Genomic DNA, 19,368 nt, shown 5'->3' with positions numbered 1-19,368 from the left:
GCATAAAAACTGTTGTATACAAACAGTGAAATAAAAACACAATAACAGACAATATAACTTAACCCGATTATTCGTCCAGATATTCCATTGCAACACGTGAGGTTAGTTTCGTGATCAGTTCATAAGCACTAATCCCTGTATATTCTGCAATTCTTTCAGCAGGCAGGACTGCCCCCCAGAGGGTAACTTCATCTCCCACTTTGTCCTGACAATCAGGCCCCAAATCCACCGTAATCATATCCATGGAAACCCGGCCAACAAGAGGAACTTCACGTCCATTAACAAAGATGGGTGTGCCTGATGGTGCACTGCGGGGATAACCATCACCATATCCGATTGCCACAACGCCTAAATATGTATCACGTTCACTAATCCAAGTACCGCCATAACCCACCGATTCACCCGAGTTGTGTTTGCGTACAGCAATTAAGCTAGATTTCAATGTCATCGCTGGCATTAAATTGAAATCAACCGCAGTTTTATCTGCCATCGGCGATACACCATACATCATGATGCCAGGGCGAACCCAATCCAGATGTGCCTGTGGCCACAACAAAATTCCCCCAGATGCTGAAACCGATTTTTCACCAGCTTTGCCCGCAATAAATGACATAAAACGTTCAATTTGCAGGGCAGTTGTATCCACCAGTGGTTCATCAGCACGACTAAAGTGGGTGATCATATTAACGGGCTGTTCGACGTTACAGCAACGACTCAAGCGTTGATAAAAATTTTCTGCTTCATCCAGACGAACGCCAAGACGATGCATCCCCGTATCCAACTTCATCCACACCTTAATGGGATGAGATAAATCAGCCTGTTCCAGAGCTTCAAGTTGTTCGATGCTGTGCACCACGGTTTCAATATGGTTGACAACCAAAACAGGGAGGTCTGACGCCCCTAAAAAACCCTCCAGAAGCAGGATTGGTTTGATGATTCCATTACTGCGCAGAGCCAGTGCTTCCCCTATTCGTGCAACGCCAAAACAATCAGCGTCTTCCATTGTATACGCAGTTTCCAATAAACCATGTCCATAGGCGTTTGCTTTCACAACTGCAAGCAATTTACTGTTCGGAGCTTTCGCCCTGACCTGTTGCAGATTATGTCGCAGAGCGCGGCGGTTGATAACAGCAGTTGCCGCTTTCATTTTGTCCCCTTTTTATTCTTTTCCGGTCAGTAGGTTTTCAATAATACGTCATTCATTGCTGCTTATTCGTCGCTGTAGCCTGGCCCTGCATAATTATCAAACCGTGACCATTGACCATTAAACGTTAGCCTCACTGTACCGATAGGACCATTACGCTGTTTGCCAATGATAATTTCTGCCACTCCTTTCAGTTCACTATTATCGTGATATACCTCATCACGATAAATAAACATGATTAAGTCAGCATCCTGTTCAATAGAGCCTGATTCACGCAGGTCTGAGTTAACGGGCTTTTTATCAGCTCGCTGCTCCAGACTACGGTTAAGCTGGGATAACGCAACAACAGGTACCTGGAGTTCTTTCGCCAATGCTTTGAGTGATCGGGATATTTCAGCAATTTCCAAGGTACGGTTGTCAGATAGGGAAGGCACCCGCATTAATTGCAGGTAATCGATCATGATCAGGCTAAGCCCACCATTTTCACGGAAAACTCTTCTTGCCCGGGAGCGCACTTCAGTAGGGGTTAAACCGGATGAATCATCAATATACATATTGCGTTTTTCCAGCAAAATCCCCATGGTGCTGGAAATACGCGCCCAGTCCTCGTCATCAAGCTGACCAGTACGAATACGTGTTTGATCTACTCGGGAAAGAGACGCCAACATACGCATCATGATCTGATTGCCGGGCATCTCCAGGCTAAAAATCAAAACAGGTTTATCCTGCATCATCGCCGCGTTTTCACACAAGTTCATCGCAAAAGTGGTTTTACCCATTGAAGGACGTGCGGCGACAATAATTAAGTCAGATTTTTGCAAGCCGGCAGTTTTCTTATCCAAATCTTGATAACCGGTAGAAACCCCTGTCACACCGTCATGCGGACGTTGATACAATTGTTCAATTCGTTCAACCGTTTCTTCCAGGATCTGCTCAATTCCTTTCGGGCCTTCATCTTTATTCGCCCTATTTTCTGCGATCTGGAATACCCTTGATTCCGCCAGATCTAATAATTCTTCGCTGGTGCGCCCTTGTGGATCATACCCCGCATCTGCAATTTCATTAGCAACGGCGATCATATCGCGAACAACAGCACGTTCACGGACAATATCCGCATAAGCGTTAATATTCGCCGCACTTGGGGTATTTTTTGACAATTCTGCCAGATAAGCAAAACCGCCAACATTATCCAGCTCCCCATTTTGCTCCAAGGATTCTGATAATGTAATCAGGTCGATAGGTTTGCCCGTTTCAAGCAAACGCTGCATTTCAGCAAAAATACGCCGATGTGGACGACTGAAAAAATCATTGCTGGTGACACGTTCGGATACATTATCCCAACGTTCATTATCCAGCATCAAACCGCCCAACACGGATTGCTCTGCTTCCAAAGAGTGTGGTGGAAGTTTCAGCCCTTCCACTTGGCGATCTTTTGGTTCAGCCATACTGTTGTTAGTTGGTTTTCTTCCAGCCATGTACCGCATCAATCCACTAAACAAGAACGAAATAGCGCACCAGTATACGCCATGAAAACAACCTTGAGTAATTATATATGAAATCAATTGATTTGCTCATCAGAACACGAGCAAACCAATCTTGATACTTAGCCGATTATTCACAGATTATCTCTAACTCGCTTCTGGACAAAGGTGAGTTAGAGTTCCCTCTAGCTCATGCGGTTTTGGCGGTCTTGCGGATACAGGAGAAAAAAACGCCAGAGGGACTGATAGCCCTCAATATGATGGAACTGCGTAAGCTGTAGTCAAAATTGATGGAGAAAATGGGAGAGGCAGTCGAACAGATTTTACATTGGTCATATTGGCTCTGATTACATAGCAATTACGGCTGAGGCACTAGGAAAACCGGGGTGATTCATTTATTCCTGCAATGTTGGTGTGTCGAACGAAGGGTGCTCCGATAGAAGGCGACGCCACTCCATTCGAAACCAAGGAGTAAATTGTGCTTCCGATTCTGAAAGTTGGGCTGATATTTCTGCGCGAGTCAGCCACTTGGTCTCGCAGACTTCTTCAGTCGCTGGGGAGACCACAGCATCAGATTGAGCAACCAACACGTGACATAATTCGTGTTCTGCACCGATCGAACCAAAGCGAGCATAGTACTCAAAACTATATAGAAAGCGACAGGAGGCAGAGATTCCTAATTCTTCGCGTAGGCGACGAGACGCAGCATCCGTAATAGTCTCACCAGGTGCAGGATGACTGCAACAAGCATTTGACCAGAAACCTGGCCAAAGCATTTTACCTGCTGCACGACATTGGAGGAGATGGCGCCCGGTGCTGTCGATCAGATACACCGAGAATGCGCGATGGAGTTGTCCTGCTCCTAAGTGAGCGACGCGTTTGTCACAAACACCGATCTGTACATCTTGTGCGTCAACTAACACTACTACATCATTGGTCATTCTGTATTCCTTCCGGTACAATTACGCGCCCGTCAACAGTGTTGTCGGTGTACGAAGAGAGTTCTCTCTAAGTTAGGAGACTTGTCCCCAGGCACTGACTAATGTCAAAGCTGCTTCGGTGAATTCTGGAGCGGCACGTAGATTGGCCATGGCATCAAGGTCGTTCTGGGTGAGTAGCCCGAGTTTTAGCAGCGCTTGCTCAGCCTGTGAGGTGGTTGCTGCCCAGAAGGTATCAGCTGGGCTGTTGTCGCCGATCCGGCCTTCGAGGGTGCGACACCCAATATTGGAAAGTCCCCGGTCACATAACCGTCCGGGAAGAGTATCAGCCCAGAGCATGTCGGAACCAATGGACTGCTCCAAGAGAGTAACTCCGGCTTGGGCGACTTTTCGAAACAACGGGCTAGCCGTTTTCAAGCTCGGTTGTAGGCTTATATCTTCGATCACCAACCAGCCCCCCGGACGAACCCAGGTAACGGCTCGAGTCAATATGTCTTCGCGTTCGGTGAGGTGACACAGTAGCGCCCGAGCATGTACCACGTCAAAGGAGGCAGCAGGAAAATCATCAGTCGCGACATTATGGGTGATCACCTGTATGCCAGGTATATCGGTGAGAAATCGGGTGTCAATGTCGGTGGCGGTGACAGTTGCGTCAGGATATCGCTTGGTCAGCCAGCCAGCCAGTGATCCGGCCCCAGCACCGAGATCGAGGATGGCAGACTTTTCCGGAAGATCTAGCTGATCAAAAACTTCTTGACTCAACGGGTCAAAGGCACATTCCAGAGTGCGGAGCCGTGTCAATTGGCCAGCGTGTTGATCACCGAGATAGCTGCTGGTGTAACCGGGTTCTTCGGCGGGGTCAGTAATGGTCATAGTACGACCTCCAATCGATCAGGACGGCGGCTGAGGAATCCGCGTTCGATAGGTTGGAACCCCGGAGCCCAGCGGATGTTTGGGTAGGTCTGTAGCAGCATGCGAGCGCCGATCGTGATCTCCATCCGAGCCAGCAGAGCCCCCAAGCAGAAGTGACGCCCCGCGCCGAAGGCAAAATGAGTTGTCGTCTGATTGATGCGAGACATATTGAAGGTGTCAGGGTCGGTGAATCGATCCGGATCACGGTTGGCCGAACCGATCAGGCAGGCCAGGGTCGCGCCAGAAGGAATCGTTCCCGATGGTAGTTTCAGCGATTCCCGCGCCTCCCGGAGTACGAGTTGCATAGGAGGGTTGCGTCTCAGGGTTTCGGTGAGCGCATTGTCCATCAAGTCTGGATTAGCCATCACTGCATCTTTGACGCCGGACTCGTTCAATAGGTTAACAATGAGATTAGCCAAGGCAGCATAACTGGTCTCGCTACCTGCTGTCATCAGAATCGCACAGTAGGCTCGGACAAACGCCTCTGACAACGGCTGACCGTCAATCCGTGCCGTCAAGAGCTGTGAGATCAAATCGTCTGTGGGTTCAGCACGGCGGGCGTCGATGTGTGGTTGGATGAAGTCGTAGAAACTGTCTCGGTTGGATAATCCGCCAGTCAACAGTGCCGGATCCTGTCGATAGTTGCTCAGGTAATCGAAACCGATAGCACACCAGCTCTTTAGCTGCGCCACTTCCTCGGAGGTTTCAGCCGGGAGACCCAGCGCGCGAGCCATCACCCGCACTGGCAGTACTACTGCGAAATCGGCAATGAGGTCAACCTGGGGGCGGCCATGCATGTGTGTCAGCAGGTCAGTGGTCACTGAGGTGATGGATGCTTCAAGCACTTCGAGGGTTTTGCTACGAAACGCTGGGCTAAGCAACGCCCGGTGCTGGGCGTGTTCACAGCCGTCCATAGAGACAATGGTATGCCCCAACAGCGGTCCAATCTGCCAGCTGTAGTTGTTGTTGCTCACTCCGGGATGAGTCAATGCGGCTTTGACATCCACATATCGACTGACCAGCCACACATCCGTGGGTTCGTCGTAGACGATTGGCATAGTGGTACGTAAACGCTCATACAAGGGGTAGGGATCGATTTCGAATTGCCGGGATTTCAGAGTCGGTGGGGTGAGTTTCAGATCCACTTGCCGGTTGGCCTGCACCGTAGAATCGTCAGCATGCAGGTGATAGCGAGAAACAGTCCGGTGCCAATTGCTCGCTGCCTGGACAACCTGACTTAACCGATCCGGGTTGGTCGCGGCGGCTGGCCGAGGATTTGTATGCCGAACGGCAACTGCAGTGAATTCCGCGACCGTCGTATTCACCATCTGATATGCGGATTCGATCGCGGTAGGCCAGTCGGTGCCAGCTGTGTCCGCGAGTATCGACACCAGGTTGAAGCGCTCACCACACACCACATCTTTGGCAATCGAATGGATATCGTTCGTCCAGGCAATGATATCAGCACAGTGTTCACGCAGCGTGTTCCACCATTCTATGTCCGCTGAATGCTGATAGGGATCGAGTGTTTCAGCCGCATCAATGAGATCAAAGAAGAACAGTGCACCGAACGAATCCCGGCGTAACGGCAGATACTCGGCCAGTGTGAGCGCAGTATTAGTTTCCCGCATTCGTACCAGCATCGCCTGCGCACGCAGATGTCGGATCAAATGCCGCACGAGTCGATGCCGCCAACACTCACTACCCAAGTATCGAGTCCGCGGCCACAGATCATTGGCCAAGGCAACGAGCATAGGGTCATCAAATCGGCTGATTTTACCTGCCGATTCAGCACGGTCGTTCTCGGTCACAGCCTGCACCGCGGTGATAAAACGATCCAACACACCGTTTTCCGCCCATGGTCCGTCATCAATGCGGTCATCAAGAATGAGCGTCCAGAGATACCAGCACACCAGAATCCCGGCTCGGTGTGTTGAAGCCCGTCCGCACAACGATATCCCCAGTTCGAGCAGCGGAGTGGTGTTCAGCCTATGTGCTCCACGGCGGCCGATCAAACCGTATTGCAGTGCCCAAGAGAGAGCATTTGTCCGCAATTGTTCGCTATCTGAACGAGGTGGAGGCCCGGCGAAAGGAAGCCTAATCTCAGGGATGATCAAGGGAGCTGACTGTAAATGACTGTCATGGCTGATACCGGGATTGTCTTTGCTGTATACTGGTGGCATGATTGCCTCTTCTTGATTGAGCCAACTTTTTTCTTCGAATTTGTCTACATCTCTCCTTGCCTATAAATACTCGCTTAGTAAATAAACAACAAGTAATAGATGTAAATTTCTTGAATAAAAATAATAAATAATGTGAAATTAATGATGGTTTATTACAAGCTTTCGTGAAATTTCTGTGATTTTGCATTCTACATTGTGAATTGCTATCGAAGCGAAAGGAGCTATTTTCCCACTAAATGTAAGCGATAAAGCTAAGTCAAACGGAATCTTGTGGAAATGTTGCGAGTATCAGCTCTAACACACAATGGACATAAATGTGTTAGACCAAATGGCCAGAACAGGTCACTGTGTGAAATGAGCATTGACAGTCTGCCTCCCGACTAACCCCAAAGTTCACTGTATTCCTGACATGATTTTTTATCCCGAAAAATGAATTACCCATTGACCTGATGATGTCCGTTGATTAGCGTAGTCGGACTTATTGATGATCCGGTCGCTTGTGAGGATCACCTTCGGGCAGCGACAGCAACACTCCTGTAGCCTGCAAGGGAGTGCACTACCGTGTGGTACATCTGCGCACCTTTGGAAGCAGATATCGTCAGTCTGATGACGATGAAGGTTGCTTAATCTTATCCATTATGGCCAACCGGCCAGTTACCCAACGGGGAACACGTTTCCCATTGGGTTTGGTGTTCTCCGTTGTTTTATTCAGGAGAATACCATGCAACAAAATACCTCCCCGGTCACGGACATCGTGCCCGCGTCTGAACACTCCCCCTTTGCTGAAATTTTTCCGCACACCGGTTCGCTGGAGCTGACGCTGCTGGAGCATACGTTCATTAAAGCCGCCGCCGTGCTGTGTGATGATGACCGGTGTGATCAGTGGCAGTACCGGAAAGTGTCAGACACTATCGCCTATATTGTACCGGTACGGCCGGATCCCTCAGGGGTCAGGGTTGAAACAACGGATTTTAAAGGTGAGGTTTCTGCCGATGCCTTCGGACTGATGGTAACCCTGAGCGTATTGGGGTATCTGACGGCCCTGATGAAGCTGGACGGGTACGCTGAACGGTTTTGCGCCCTGCGTGAATATGCGCTGCAACATCCTCAGGCTTCGTGTATCCGGGCTGCTTTGGGCTTAAAGGGTGCATAACCGGAGAACGTGATGCCAAATAATGAACTGATTATGCTGGACAGTCTTGCGCTGTCGGTCGTGTTTCCCGACAAAACCCCGCTGGAACGGTTGTTTCTGGGATTCCTGCTGGCGAATACCGCATCGACGTTATGTAGCGATTATCAGCCTGAACAATGGACAAGCCGACAGGTGTCTGAATTGCTGACTTATATGGTGCCGACACGGGCGGAAACGTATTCCGTTTACCTGCCGGTTACGCAGCTGACGGTCACGCTTTCAGCCGATGCTTTCGGGCTGGCGGTCACGGCCATCGTATCAGCCCGTATCGCGGTGCCGGATACACAGAATGAGGAGCAACTGTCTTGAACGCGATTTTTATGGAGTTATCTGATGATACGAATCCTTCCATTCTTCATCTTTTCTAATCATCGCATTTAAGATGGTCAACAGTTTGCGTACACAAGCCACAAGCGCCACTTTTTTGGGCTTACCCGCCGCCAACAGGCGGTTGTAAAACGTCTTGATCACCGGGTTAAAACGGGTTGCCACGAGTGTAGCCATATACAGCGCTGTCCGAACTCCAGCGCGCCCGCCAAAGATGGTTCGACGATCCCGCAGGGTTCCCGAGTCACGGTTAACGGGGGCAACGCCAACGAGTGCACTGATTTCCCGACGCGAGATTTTGGAAAAACTCTCAGGCGGTGACCAATTTTCGTTGACCACAACATATTTATCGGTATGTACCTTATAAAATCCCGGTTCAGTAATATTGTCAGGGCGGGTACGAATGCCGGTTTCATGGTCAACAATGAAATAACCTCGTTTGAAGTCACCCAGACCGATAACACCCTCTGGCATAAATTCGAGGTAGTGAACAGGCAAGCCCAGCAGTATATCGGGATCGTCCGCCTGTAAACGTTCCCGCCAGATATAATCTCCATTACCGTTTTTCAGTTTCTGTACCTGCGCGGCTGTGCTGGAATTCATCACCCAGACAGCATTTTTACAGTATTTGTTTTTAAGTAAGAATTTCAGGTCAATCAGGCTATCAGCAGAAAGCGCGGTGACTTCCAGTTTTTGCAATGTGCCAAATGTGCGTACTTTGTCGGCTTGAGTGTCACGGGGATAAGACAGGAAGCCTTTCGCTTTTTTGCTGCCATCACCGCTCACAAGGTCGGTTTCTTCGGTATCAACGAATGTGTCGGCAATTTCTGACGTCAGCCAGCCCAAGATATCGACATCGCTAAAATCAATAATCTCTTGGGTGGTTTTAGGATAGGCGTAGATGGGAAACAGCTTGATGCTCACTTCTTCCATCTTCGGCGTGCCAGTCTCACCGCGTGCCTTACCTTCTTCCCCGTGTGCCACTGCCGCACCACCGACCGAAACAAGTTGTTTATACTCGTTGCTGCGGGTGGTCTTAATGGTACAAATCCGGCGCATGACCGACTCATCAGCCAATTGCTGCATGATTTGTTTATTCAGTTCCGGGATAACGGTATAACCCCCCTCTGAGGGTACGCCTGTAGATAGGGTACGGGTTTCGCCGGTCAGAATATAGTGGCGCAATTCGTCATTGCTGAGTGTTTCACTGGCAGGCTGATTCTTTGCCTGACTGCGTTCTTCATCAGACAGTGCCTCATAACGGGCGATTTCCGTATTCAGCGTGTCGGACTGGTTGCGCAGTTCGTCAAACTGTTTGGCTTCATCTTCGGTCAGGGAACGCTTTTCGTTTTCGGCTTTGGTGAGCAGGGTGCGAATTTGTTCGGTAAGAGTGGCCTTTTGCTGGCGTAATTCAAGTAATTTCTTCATGGTGCCTCTGCATGTAGGTTAAAGGTTCGCTGTCATATAGGTTCGGGGGAAAGCGGTAGCTGTCTGAGAACTACCGCTTTGAGGAGAGACTACGGAGCTATTGAAGTCAGAACGTACCTACATGGTTCAGCAATCACTATTTAACACCATGAAAAATAATAAAAAAGACCTCTAAATAAGAGGTCTAAACAAGGGGAAACATGAGAACGGAATATTTACAAAAATTTTCAATTACATAACTTAATGTCTTTAACATAAGTAGTAGGTGACATCCATGAAATTTTCTCACAAACCAAATAGCCATCATTTTTCAATTGATAACTCACAAAAAAAGATATCGGAAAACCGATAATTAATGAAATAAACATTAATTTGCTCAAATATTTCACGATAAATTCATTATGTTTTGGCAATCTATTAAATATGAAGAAAAAAGCAGACCCTGCCATAGAATAAAATATGAGTGGAAATGATAAAGCGTACATTACAACCGCACCAGAAAACACTATCAAATCTTTCATAAGCACTAAAGAAATAATGTATTCGCTAACAGGAATCATAATACTTGTAACTACAATAAGCATTATCAAAGAACCTAATAATTTAATGTATTTATTCTTCATCTAATATTACCTAATCCATTAAATATTTGTTGCAGGTTAGCTTCTGGTGTCCTTTTCTTTCTTTCAATCTCATTTTTAATATATTTTATAACTTTATCACTTATTTGATATTGTTTATCAAGATAATCCAATCCTACAGCTACACCTATCCCAACAAGGAACACAATACCTGCTACGGCAACAATACTCCCTCCTACAAGCGCAGTAGCTGTTAATAATGAACCTACAGCCCAAGAGGAAGCAGCGATAAGAGCTGTCTTAGCCATATCTATTGTTACGTTGCCAATAAAATCAGCTAATGTATATTCATCTTTAAATATACCTTCAATAATTCTATATCCAATAGAAAAAATAATACAAAACCTAACTCCACCAATAATACTTGAATTAAGGCCTTTCTGACCTATTCCCATCATTAACATTTGAGGATGATTGGCACTATATCGCGTACCTCGGATAATACGCCTAAGACCTGCATGCCCTGATATGTGAATATACCTTTTTCCATTTTCTCCTACATGCTCTATTGCTTTAATTCCCAAGCTCTTAAATTCTCGAATAACATCATATAATCCACGTGAATCATAAATATTTCCCGCATAGGTGGAAATAGGATCGGTGATAGGAAATACATATGACATAGGATTTTTTTTCTTGTTATCTACTTCTGTGCCTCTTGCGAATGAGTCTCCGTAACTGGAATTTTCTGCTTCCATGACTCTTGCAAATGCATCTCCATGACTTGGATTTTGTGGAAAGTGGGGACTGATATCCTCAATAATACTTTTGGCTTCTGATAGTGAAAGAACGATGTGATATTGGGTATTATCCCTAAATACTTTTTCTAACCCAATGGCATCAAAAAATTCATGTTGAGGTTTTAGCTGATTAATCCCCACATTACCCCTTAAAACATCGCCCATATAGCCATCCCAAGTGGGATTATATTTCTTATGTGTCATTCTTAAATTCTCCGTAACATCCAATATTAATCAGGCAGAATATAACAACAATACTTATCAATTCCAGTATGTATAAAAGTACACCAGTAAATTTGTGATGAACTTCCATTCTTAGGTAAAATCAGATAATTACTCAATCTAAATTTCAGGTAATGCCACAAAAAAAACGTATTGATGTACAAAATTTATCTTCCCCAGATTCATTCGGCTTTTATTTACCTGCCAGAGGATACCCCCCTGAAAATCTTTTTGAACCTCTCAACTATGCACCCTGTGCACTTTCTATGTAATACATTGATAATATGTAATTTTCAATGGTGAATACGGTGTTCACCAACTGTTCATACTGTGCACCTTATTTTTTCATTATAATTCAATAAATTAATCTTATTGGTGCATAGGGTGCACAGTTAATAGCAAAACTTTATATAAGGGGACTACTTGTTCAAGTGTTCAGGAACAGCCGGAAGCCATTCGTTAGCATCATCCGTTAAATTCACATTGTAGTAATAACCCTTTTTAGTTTTAAATTTGCGATAGTCCTTTTTATATTCCTGCATCACTTTAGGCAAGGAATCCCCGAATTTAGTCAATGTCAGCGGTCTTTCAAACCCATAAGCTTCCATAAAGGACAAATAGGCGTGATACAAATAGATTCTGGGTGCCCTGGGGTAAATATTCTTGGTTCCCATTTTCATGCCTAATTCTTCCCCCAGCGAGACTAAGTAAGCACAGAAATTATACAGGGGATCGGAATTGCATTTTACCGATAATGCTTCGCCGGAATCGCGTTGTGCCTGTAGTCGTTTCTTAGCCTTGTTCTGGTCGGCAAATTCGTTTAATAAATACCGGATAATCACCGGCAGTTCTCGACTGATTTTCTTCGGTAATTGGGGATCTTTCTCGGATTCTTTCACCGGAATATTAAACGGAAATATCACCCGCCGTCTTGCTATCCCGCCATTGCGTTCTGTAAAGCTCATGGGTTCGTTATTGGTGGCTAATACCACGGCTTTGGTGATGGTAGAGAATTGCTTCTCATATTTCCCGTCAACTTCAATCAGGTCGCCGCCGGTAATGGCTTTAATGCCCGCACCTTCACCCACATATTTAACCTGATCAGGCAAGGTAATCAGGCTTTTCCCGACAAATTGATAACTGCCTCTCGCTTCGTCCAAAGCTCTCATATTACCGCTGGCCGTATTGTGTTCTCCTGCTAATAACGTCGCAATATAGGTAAACACACTTTTACCGCCGCCGCCTTCGCCGGTGACTTCAATAAAAAGCTGCCAGTCATAACGATTTGCTAGAATCATAAACAGGGCAGCGTTAATGCGAGCCATTTTGTCACTATCATTGCCCGCGGCATGAGATAACCAACGATAAAAATTAGGGGCATGAGCCTGTAAGCTCTCACCCACAGCAGGCTGAGTAAATTCAATGCCGTTATGGTTCAATAACCAATGCTGAGGATCATGCGGTTTAAATTCACCTTTTGATAAATCATAAACGCCGTTACTAAACCCAATGATTTCTCGTTTCTGTTCTCCAATGACCGGAATTTGTAATTTCATTGCCCCGATGGCATTTTTAATTCCTGTTGGGTCATACGGTGTTTCATGTTCATCAAAGATAGTGACCATCGCCCGCTGTAGATCACTAAGCAACCAAGCACAGGAATTACGGCCTAATGGTTTACGGGCAGGGAAGCGGCCTTCATTTTCCAACTTCCATGCTGAGGTTCTGGAAATAGAGGTGATGTGCTGACGTTCCTTTTCACGGATAAGACGATCATAAGGTTCACCATATTCGGAAAGGATAGATCGGCATTCTTCAGGTGTAGGAGTGCTGTATTGAATGGTCATGCACAGAATGAAGCTCATCAATTTTCATTATTGAACTGCTTTTAATATAACCACATTCTCATAATTACCCGCCAATACATCCAGCCGCTCGCACCACTTGTTTAAAGCGTCCAGCTTCTCTGGTAGGTATTGGCTTTTGTTGTATATCGCCATAATACCCGGCAAAGCGTGGCCTAGAAGCTGTTCTACAATATGTGGTGCTATACCCATGTCATTTAATTTAGTTGCAAACGTTCGCCTCAAATCATGCAAAGACCATTCCTCGTCATGCTCTAATTTTTTCCATATTTTTCTGCCATATTGGGCGACTGCTTCAAGTTTTTTAAATTCCCCTAAGAGGTAATCACTTTTATTGTTTTGATAAACAAAATCTTCTAAGAATGCTTTCATAAATTCTGGTATTGGACGAATGATTTTCTCGCCTGTCTTGCTATTTTCTTTTGGCACAGTCCATAGCATAGAATTAAAATTCCACTCTGAACATTTCGATAACCTGATCTCACGTGTCCGGCAACCAAATACAATCATTATTTTCAATAGATTATTATAATAAGGTAGGTAACCACCTGAATTTATGGATCCCCATAATTGACCAAGTTCATTATCTTCTAAATAACGCTGACCTTTATTTTGTTTTTTTCCAACATCCTGAATAGTTAAATCATCCAATACATGGCTAACTGCATATCTTCTTACTCGGCAAAATTTTAGAGCCTGCTTGCACAGTTGAAATACAGAACCAGCAGCCACCGGAGCTTTCTTTTTCATTCTATCAAAGCATTGCAGCCAATATATTGTTTCACAGTCAGACAGTGCCATTTCACCAATATAAGGATAAATATGTTTTTCTAATTGCAGAATGAGGGTATCAATATTCACTCGATTCTCTCTGCCGTAGTGCTTTATCCAATATTCGATAGCGTCTTTTGCAGTGACTGGTTTTAATGATTCCTGCATCACTAAGTTAAATTGCAGCTTTGGATCTTTACCAGATGCTAGCCAACTACGACATTTATCCCTCGCCTCTCGAGCCTGTTTGAGACTCACATCAGGATAGCGCCCAATAGTAAGGCGGTTTAACTTTTTGCCATCAAGTCGGTAAGTAAAGACCCAACTAATGCCACCAGCTTTAGATGCTTTGGCGCTCAATCCAGCACCATCAGCAAAAAATTCAATATTGCCCCTTTCTTTTCCGTGCAGGGTTCTAAGTTTTTTGTCACTGAGCTTGTTTAGTTCGGCAGCCATGATCACTAAAAGTATTTATACAATTGTTTATACATAGTCTGCTGCAACGGTGAGAAAACGTCAATAAACACTGTAACAACATACAGTTGAATTATTAATTAATTATTTGATATTTATATAAAAACAATAATCATAGACAAACTTCAACACACGAAGTAAATATATATAGTCTGCAATGATTTAGGGGATATTATCGCCGTTTACAGCGATTCTATTACAAACGTGCGAGGTTGTTCCCAATATTTCTTAAAGAATAAGAGAGTTACCATGGCAAAACACATCGAATTTTCCGCCACTGGCGGCCCAGAAGTACTCCGATATTGTGAATTTATACCTACTGATCCTGCGCCTGATGAAGTACAGGTTGAGAATAAAGCTATCGGAATCAATTATATTGATACCTATGTACGTAGTGGCCTCTACCCACCAGCAGGCCTTCCCAGTGGATTAGGGACGGAAGCCGCTGGAGTTGTCACAAAAGTAGGTTCAAATGTGTCATACATTAAAATTGGAGATCGTGTGGCGTATGCTCAGTCCGGTTTGGGCGCATACAGTGAAGTACATAATGTTCCCGCCAGTAAATTGGCTATCCTGCCGGATGCAATTTCATTTGAACAGGCGGCTGCTTCTCTTTTGAAAGGATTAACGGTCTATTACCTGTTCTATCAGACACACAAGGTTCAGGCAGGTGAAATTTTCCTGTTCCATGCCGCAGCCGGTGGTGTCGGTTTGATTGCCTGTCAGTGGGCAAACGCATTAGGTGCAAAATTGATTGGAACAGTCGGTTCAGACGAAAAAGCTAACCTTGCCAAAGCTGCGGGTGCATGGCAGACCATCAATTATAACCGTGAAAATATTGTGGAACGCGTTTTGGAACTCACTGACGGGAAAAAAGTTGATGTGGTTTATGATTCCGTCGGTCAGGCTACGTGGCTGGATTCACTTGATTCCTTAGCTCCCAGAGGATTAATGGTCAGTTTCGGTAACGCTTCGGGACCAGTAACAGGAGTGAATGTCGGACTTCTCAATCAGAAAGGTTCACTATTTCTTACCCGACCTTCTCTTAATGGTTATATCACTACGCATAAAGAGTTGGCTGAAGCCAGCAAAACCCTGTTTGATTTTATTGCCAGCGGTAAAATCAATGTAGATGTCCGAGAAAATCAGAAGTTTCCACTAAGCGAAGCGGTAAGAGCACACCAGACACTGGAAAGCCGTGCAACCCACGGTTCCAGTTTGTTGATACCATGATTCCCATTTTGAACAAGCACCTGAGCGGATTACATCCGCTCTGTTACCATTTCCAATGCTTTTTCAACAGTCATAATGTCAGCACCAGGTTTATGCGCATTCTCACTCAAATGACGACGCCATTGGCGTGCACCAGGAATACCCTGAAAAATGCCCAAAATATGGCGGGTAATGTGCCCTAAATAAGTACCTCTTGACAATTCTTGTTCGATATAAGGATAAAGCGCCTTAACCACCTCAACGGTATCTGTCACGGGAGCAGTTTGGTCAAATAATTCACGATCCACATGAGCCAGAATAGCTGGATTTTGGTAAGCTTCCCGCCCAATCATCACACCATCAACATGCTGTAAATGCTGCTTCGCTTCTTCCAATGATTTAATTCCACCATTAATAGAAAGCATCAGTTGTGGAAAATCTTTTTTCAATTGATAGACCCTTGGATAATCCAAAGGCGGAATTTCACGGTTTTCTTTTGGACTCAAACCAGACAACCACGCTTTGCGCGCATGGATCACAAAATGATCGCACTCACTGTTTTTCACGACTGTATCAATGAAATCACATAAAAACTCATAGCTATCCTGCTCATCAATACCGATGCGGGTTTTAACTGTGACAGGAATATCTATAACATCCTGCATCGCCTTGACACAATCGGCTACCAGCGCAGCCTCTCCCATCAAACACGCACCAAAACGACCATTCTGCACACGATCAGACGGGCAACCGACATTCAAATTAATTTCATCGTAACCACGCTCTTGCGCTATCTTAGCACAGTGTGCCAATGCCTGGGGTTCGCTGCCGCCCAATTGCAACGCCAGCGGATGCTCTTGCTCGTTATAAGCCAGATAGTCCCCTTTGCCATGAATAATTGCGCCTGTGGTGACCATTTCTGTGTAAAGCAGCGCTTCTTTACTTAACAGGCGATGGAAATAACGGCAATGGCGGTCAGTCCAGTCTAGCATGGGCGCAACTGAGAAGCGGGAAGGCTTAAGTCCCCCTTTTCTAGTTGGTATATCAGTGAATTCACTATGTTTTAGTTTCTGTATATTTTCGTGCATTTAAGGTTGTTTTAGGCTATTTTTGAATTACCAGTACCCCTAACAGCACCCCGTTAATTTGGGGACCCGGATAGGAGGACTTCAATTATGGCCTACTATAGCATAGAAAAACGCCTCCGCGCAGATGGTATTGATACAACAACATTAGGTATTATTTCTGATATTGATGTTGAAATTAGACGTAAAAAGTCTCAGTTAAGCGGCTTATATATAAACTCAATGGTTGATTTTGTGTTGTTATTGCTGGCTTTTCTATTTTTACCATTAATTTAAGAGTATGATTCCATATACATAAATAAATATCCCCGCCGCAAGCAGCGGTGTAGATAGATGATATTGAATTAAATATAATTAAGGAAAAACAATGGATAAATCTAAATATTCTGAAAAATGGCAAGAACGTTTCGAATTCTTTGAAAATAATGGTTCACCAGCATCTAAAAAGAACCGAGAAGCATTAAGAAATTTACCTTTTCTTAAACAGATCAAGATAAATATGAATTTTTTTGCAGTATTCTTTAACTTTATTTATTTCATTATTCTCGGATTATGGAAAAAAGGATTAACGTTACTTGGATTTATTTTTGCAATAATTTTTATTTTAGGAATTATAGATTCAATATTCAGCCTTGAATTATCAGATAATTTTTATAATGCTATAGGAGTAGCATTTGCTTTCCTATATGGACTTTCAGCCAACTATGCCTACTATCTGAAAGAAATAAAAGGTGATGATAGCTGGAACCCTTTTAAGGGTATATTCTTCGATGAAAAATGATCCAAATTAACATTCTATTCTAAAAGATAATAATGATGAGGATATCTTACTCCTCGCGTCGCAGGGGAGTAAGAAAATACCCAACAATTTTGACATGTTATTTAGAGAAAATAATTTATTAATTGGTAATCAAGGAGAATGGCAGAGTCATGACCATTAAGCAGATTTCAGCTACGAAGCTACGAATTGAAAAACATGATAACATTACAACCATTGGCATATGCTGGGTGTGAAGGATGTAATGAAAACTATCAATCAAAAAAAGTTACTGACACGGGCTGAGGCAATCTGCCTGTCACGAGGGGTTCGTTTAACACCCCAACGCCTTGAAATTCTGCGTTTAATTTCAGCACAACCAGGTGCAATAAGTGCCTATGATTTGCTGGATCTGCTCCGTGAAGCTGAGCCACAGGCAAAACCGCCGACAGTCTATCGTGGGTTGGAGTTTTTACTGGAACAGGGCTTTGTCCACAAAATAGAATCTACGAATAGTTATGTGATTTGTCATCACTTTGAAGAACCTTGTCATACATCAGCTATGTTTCTTTGTGATAATTGTGGTTCTGTTACCGAACAGGATGCTAAAGATATTGAATCAGCTATACAAAAGTTAGCGCAAGATGCAGGATTTAATCTGCGACACAGTGTGATAGAAGTTCACGGCTTGTGCTCTTCCTGCCATGAAATGAATTCCTGTACGGAATAAGTTTTAAAATTCGTTTTATTAGGCGGTCATCACTGAAAAGTTTATTAATTTCCAAGTTCCCAGATAATCTTTTGATTCGCGGGAACAATGAAAAATGACCGCCCAAAATGGCAAACTGTAATTATCCGCTTTTACAATCAGAACCAATCCCCGTTACGAATAACGCCAACTGCCAATCCTTCAATGGTAAAATTCTGTTTGCGTAAATCCACAACGATAGGCTCAAATTCAGGATTCTCAGCAATCAGTTCAATTCTGTTTCCTGTTTGTTTGAAGCGTTTTACTGTGACTTCATCTTCAATCCGTGCGACGATAACCTGCCCGTTATGAACATCCTGCGTTTTATGCACAGCAAGCAAATCACCATCCATAATACCGATATCTTTCATTGACATACCGCGAACACGCAATAGAAAATCAGCATTTGGTTTAAATAATTCCGGATCCACTTTGTAATGACTTTCGATGTGTTCCTGAGCCAATAGTGGTTCACCAGCAGCAACACGACCGATTAGTGGTAATCCCGTACCTTCATCCTCCTCTTCAAGCAGCAAACGGATTCCTCTGGAAGCACCAGCGACAATTTCTATCACCCCTTTACGCGCCAGTGCCTTTAAATGCTCTTCTGCTGCGTTAGGTGAACGAAAACCAAGGCGTGCTGCAATTTCAGCACGTGTCGGTGGCATACCCGTTTGCGAAATATGGTCACGCACCAAATCATAAACCTGTTGCTGCCTGGCAGTTAATGCTTTCATTTCGCCCCCTGTTTGTTTATACAGTCTGACTGTGAGTATATACAGCTAAAATTGAATTGGGAACCTGTCAGAATGTAAAAGCCGCTAAATAACGAATTTTGACGAAAAATAAATCACCTTAGCGTATAAAATACGACCCAATGATTGTTACCCAGATGAACAGTGCCAAAATAACAGCTAAAAATACGGCAGCAGAGCCCATATCTTTTGCTCGCCCCGACAATGCGTGATATTCACTGCCGATTCGATCAACCACAGCCTCAATTGCACTGTTTAGCACTTCAACAATAACCACCAATATGACAGAGCTAATGAGAAAAAGTCTCTCAAGCATGCCAAAATCAAAGGAAAATGCCACAATAACCGCTAAGATAGCTAAAATTACCTCTTGCCGAAATGCAGCCTCATTCTGCCACGCGGCTTTAATACCTTTTGCTGAATACCTCGCCGCTTTAATAATACGGCTCAAGCCTGTTGATTGATTCGCCATAAAAACTTTCTTCAATAATCA

17 protein-coding genes and 4 pseudogenes are annotated in these 19,368 nt (G+C 44.5%); 6 read left to right on the top strand and 15 right to left on the bottom strand.

Features of this window, described 5'->3' with window-relative positions; genetic code table 11:
• Nucleotides 1-67: 67 nt before the first annotated feature.
• The 5 genes from alr to BDD26_RS04620 form a co-directional block, all read right to left on the bottom strand.
• Entirely contained in the window at nucleotides 68-1,147 is a 1,080-nt protein-coding gene (gene alr, locus BDD26_RS04640; RefSeq protein WP_115825664.1) for an alanine racemase, read from the bottom strand.
• Between the two features lie 62 nt (nucleotides 1,148-1,209).
• Nucleotides 1,210-2,619: a replicative DNA helicase gene (gene dnaB, locus BDD26_RS04635; protein ID WP_038264114.1), complete on the bottom strand. Its 1,410-nt coding sequence runs from the start codon at nucleotides 2,617-2,619 to the stop codon at nucleotides 1,210-1,212.
• A 401-nt stretch (nucleotides 2,620-3,020) separates the two neighbouring features.
• Nucleotides 3,021-3,566 carry an isopentenyl-diphosphate Delta-isomerase gene (gene idi, locus BDD26_RS04630; protein WP_115825663.1) on the bottom strand — a complete coding sequence of 182 codons (546 nt, stop codon included), beginning with the start codon at nucleotides 3,564-3,566 and terminating at the stop codon, nucleotides 3,021-3,023.
• A gap of 72 nt (nucleotides 3,567-3,638) precedes the next feature.
• On the bottom strand, nucleotides 3,639-4,436 hold the full coding sequence (locus BDD26_RS04625; RefSeq protein ID WP_115825662.1) for a class I SAM-dependent methyltransferase: 798 nt from the start codon (nucleotides 4,434-4,436) through the stop codon (nucleotides 3,639-3,641).
• Nucleotides 4,433-6,658 carry a cytochrome P450 gene (locus tag BDD26_RS04620; RefSeq protein WP_115825661.1) on the bottom strand — a complete coding sequence of 742 codons (2,226 nt, stop codon included), beginning with the start codon at nucleotides 6,656-6,658 and terminating at the stop codon, nucleotides 4,433-4,435. Before BDD26_RS04620 ends, BDD26_RS04625 begins: the two co-directional genes overlap by 4 nt.
• A 721-nt stretch (nucleotides 6,659-7,379) precedes the next feature.
• Here BDD26_RS04620 and BDD26_RS04615 point away from each other — a divergent pair.
• Both BDD26_RS04615 and BDD26_RS04610 read left to right on the top strand, forming a co-directional pair.
• Nucleotides 7,380-7,811, top strand: a complete 432-nt coding sequence (locus tag BDD26_RS04615; RefSeq protein WP_115825660.1) for an antirestriction protein — start codon at nucleotides 7,380-7,382, stop codon at nucleotides 7,809-7,811.
• Nucleotides 7,812-7,871: 60 nt separating this feature from the next.
• Nucleotides 7,872-8,159: an antirestriction protein gene (locus BDD26_RS04610; protein WP_244922650.1), complete on the top strand. Its 288-nt coding sequence runs from the start codon at nucleotides 7,872-7,874 to the stop codon at nucleotides 8,157-8,159.
• 9 nt (nucleotides 8,160-8,168) lie between these two features.
• Here BDD26_RS04610 and BDD26_RS04605 read toward each other — a convergent pair.
• The 7 genes and pseudogenes from BDD26_RS04605 to BDD26_RS04580 form a co-directional block, all read right to left on the bottom strand.
• Nucleotides 8,169-8,474 (bottom strand): annotated as a pseudogene (locus tag BDD26_RS04605) (transposase); the annotation flags it as partial.
• Between the two features lie 42 nt (nucleotides 8,475-8,516).
• A pseudogene (locus BDD26_RS04600) lies at nucleotides 8,517-9,605 on the bottom strand (phage major capsid protein); the annotation flags it as partial.
• Between the two features lie 227 nt (nucleotides 9,606-9,832).
• Nucleotides 9,833-10,228, bottom strand: a complete 396-nt coding sequence (locus tag BDD26_RS04595; RefSeq protein WP_115825659.1) for a DUF1240 domain-containing protein — start codon at nucleotides 10,226-10,228, stop codon at nucleotides 9,833-9,835.
• Nucleotides 10,225-11,190, bottom strand: coding sequence for a hypothetical protein (locus BDD26_RS04590; RefSeq protein ID WP_115825658.1), 966 nt, complete (start codon nucleotides 11,188-11,190; stop codon nucleotides 10,225-10,227). The genes BDD26_RS04595 and BDD26_RS04590 overlap by 4 nt, the downstream gene beginning before the upstream one ends.
• A gap of 437 nt (nucleotides 11,191-11,627) precedes the next feature.
• Nucleotides 11,628-12,845, bottom strand: a pseudogene (locus BDD26_RS04585) (DNA primase family protein); the annotation flags it as partial.
• A gap of 6 nt (nucleotides 12,846-12,851) precedes the next feature.
• Nucleotides 12,852-13,055: pseudogene (locus BDD26_RS20765) on the bottom strand (helix-turn-helix transcriptional regulator); the annotation flags it as partial.
• A 27-nt stretch (nucleotides 13,056-13,082) separates the two neighbouring features.
• Nucleotides 13,083-14,300 (bottom strand): tyrosine-type recombinase/integrase, encoded by a 1,218-nt coding sequence (locus BDD26_RS04580; protein WP_115827491.1) that lies wholly within the window; start codon nucleotides 14,298-14,300, stop codon nucleotides 13,083-13,085.
• 267 nt (nucleotides 14,301-14,567) lie between these two features.
• Here BDD26_RS04580 and BDD26_RS04575 point away from each other — a divergent pair, with 267 nt between their 5' ends.
• Nucleotides 14,568-15,551 (top strand): quinone oxidoreductase, encoded by a 984-nt coding sequence (locus BDD26_RS04575; RefSeq protein ID WP_115825657.1) that lies wholly within the window; start codon nucleotides 14,568-14,570, stop codon nucleotides 15,549-15,551.
• A gap of 29 nt (nucleotides 15,552-15,580) precedes the next feature.
• On the opposite strand, the gene dusA is transcribed toward BDD26_RS04575, so the two are convergent.
• Nucleotides 15,581-16,618, bottom strand: coding sequence for a tRNA dihydrouridine(20/20a) synthase DusA (dusA, locus tag BDD26_RS04570; protein ID WP_072021984.1), 1,038 nt, complete (start codon nucleotides 16,616-16,618; stop codon nucleotides 15,581-15,583).
• Between the two features lie 87 nt (nucleotides 16,619-16,705).
• On the opposite strand from dusA, the gene BDD26_RS04565 reads away from it, so the two are divergent.
• The 3 genes from BDD26_RS04565 (at nucleotide 16,706) to zur (ending at nucleotide 18,102) form a co-directional block, all read left to right on the top strand.
• Nucleotides 16,706-16,891 carry a hypothetical protein gene (locus tag BDD26_RS04565; RefSeq protein WP_115825656.1) on the top strand — a complete coding sequence of 62 codons (186 nt, stop codon included), beginning with the start codon at nucleotides 16,706-16,708 and terminating at the stop codon, nucleotides 16,889-16,891.
• Between the two features lie 91 nt (nucleotides 16,892-16,982).
• Nucleotides 16,983-17,396 carry a DUF2628 domain-containing protein gene (locus BDD26_RS04560; protein WP_038260256.1) on the top strand — a complete coding sequence of 138 codons (414 nt, stop codon included), beginning with the start codon at nucleotides 16,983-16,985 and terminating at the stop codon, nucleotides 17,394-17,396.
• A gap of 241 nt (nucleotides 17,397-17,637) precedes the next feature.
• Nucleotides 17,638-18,102 carry a zinc uptake transcriptional repressor Zur gene (gene zur, locus BDD26_RS04555; protein WP_038260259.1) on the top strand — a complete coding sequence of 155 codons (465 nt, stop codon included), beginning with the start codon at nucleotides 17,638-17,640 and terminating at the stop codon, nucleotides 18,100-18,102.
• 137 nt (nucleotides 18,103-18,239) lie between these two features.
• On the opposite strand, the gene lexA is transcribed toward zur, so the two are convergent.
• Nucleotides 18,240-18,857, bottom strand: a complete 618-nt coding sequence (lexA, locus tag BDD26_RS04550) for a transcriptional repressor LexA (RefSeq protein WP_038260255.1) — start codon at nucleotides 18,855-18,857, stop codon at nucleotides 18,240-18,242.
• Between the two features lie 118 nt (nucleotides 18,858-18,975).
• Nucleotides 18,976-19,347, bottom strand: coding sequence for a diacylglycerol kinase (locus BDD26_RS04545; RefSeq protein WP_038260254.1), 372 nt, complete (start codon nucleotides 19,345-19,347; stop codon nucleotides 18,976-18,978).
• Nucleotides 19,348-19,368 lie beyond the last annotated feature (21 nt).

It is taken from the genome of Xenorhabdus cabanillasii, from assembly GCF_003386665.1.
Taxonomy (GTDB): domain Bacteria; phylum Pseudomonadota; class Gammaproteobacteria; order Enterobacterales; family Enterobacteriaceae; genus Xenorhabdus; species Xenorhabdus cabanillasii.
This window is presented reverse-complemented; position numbering and strand designations above follow the sequence as displayed.

Coding starts and splice junctions, on each gene's coding strand:
- idi (WP_115825663.1), bottom strand. CDS start 3,566: ATGACCAATGATGTAGTAGTGTTAGTTGACGCACAAGATGTACAGATC.
- dusA (WP_072021984.1), bottom strand. CDS start 16,618: ATGCACGAAAATATACAGAAACTAAAACATAGTGAATTCACTGATATA.
- BDD26_RS04615 (WP_115825660.1), top strand. CDS start 7,380: ATGCAACAAAATACCTCCCCGGTCACGGACATCGTGCCCGCGTCTGAA.
- lexA (WP_038260255.1), bottom strand. CDS start 18,857: ATGAAAGCATTAACTGCCAGGCAGCAACAGGTTTATGATTTGGTGCGT.
- BDD26_RS04545 (WP_038260254.1), bottom strand. CDS start 19,347: ATGGCGAATCAATCAACAGGCTTGAGCCGTATTATTAAAGCGGCGAGG.
- dnaB (WP_038264114.1), bottom strand. CDS start 2,619: ATGGCTGGAAGAAAACCAACTAACAACAGTATGGCTGAACCAAAAGAT.
- BDD26_RS04625 (WP_115825662.1), bottom strand. CDS start 4,436: ATGACCATTACTGACCCCGCCGAAGAACCCGGTTACACCAGCAGCTAT.
- BDD26_RS04595 (WP_115825659.1), bottom strand. CDS start 10,228: ATGAAGAATAAATACATTAAATTATTAGGTTCTTTGATAATGCTTATT.
- BDD26_RS04560 (WP_038260256.1), top strand. CDS start 16,983: ATGGATAAATCTAAATATTCTGAAAAATGGCAAGAACGTTTCGAATTC.
- zur (WP_038260259.1), top strand. CDS start 17,638: ATGAAAACTATCAATCAAAAAAAGTTACTGACACGGGCTGAGGCAATC.
- BDD26_RS04580 (WP_115827491.1), bottom strand. CDS start 14,300: ATGGCTGCCGAACTAAACAAGCTCAGTGACAAAAAACTTAGAACCCTG.
- BDD26_RS04590 (WP_115825658.1), bottom strand. CDS start 11,190: ATGACACATAAGAAATATAATCCCACTTGGGATGGCTATATGGGCGAT.
- alr (WP_115825664.1), bottom strand. CDS start 1,147: ATGAAAGCGGCAACTGCTGTTATCAACCGCCGCGCTCTGCGACATAAT.
- BDD26_RS04620 (WP_115825661.1), bottom strand. CDS start 6,658: ATGCCACCAGTATACAGCAAAGACAATCCCGGTATCAGCCATGACAGT.
- BDD26_RS04565 (WP_115825656.1), top strand. CDS start 16,706: ATGGCCTACTATAGCATAGAAAAACGCCTCCGCGCAGATGGTATTGAT.
- BDD26_RS04575 (WP_115825657.1), top strand. CDS start 14,568: ATGGCAAAACACATCGAATTTTCCGCCACTGGCGGCCCAGAAGTACTC.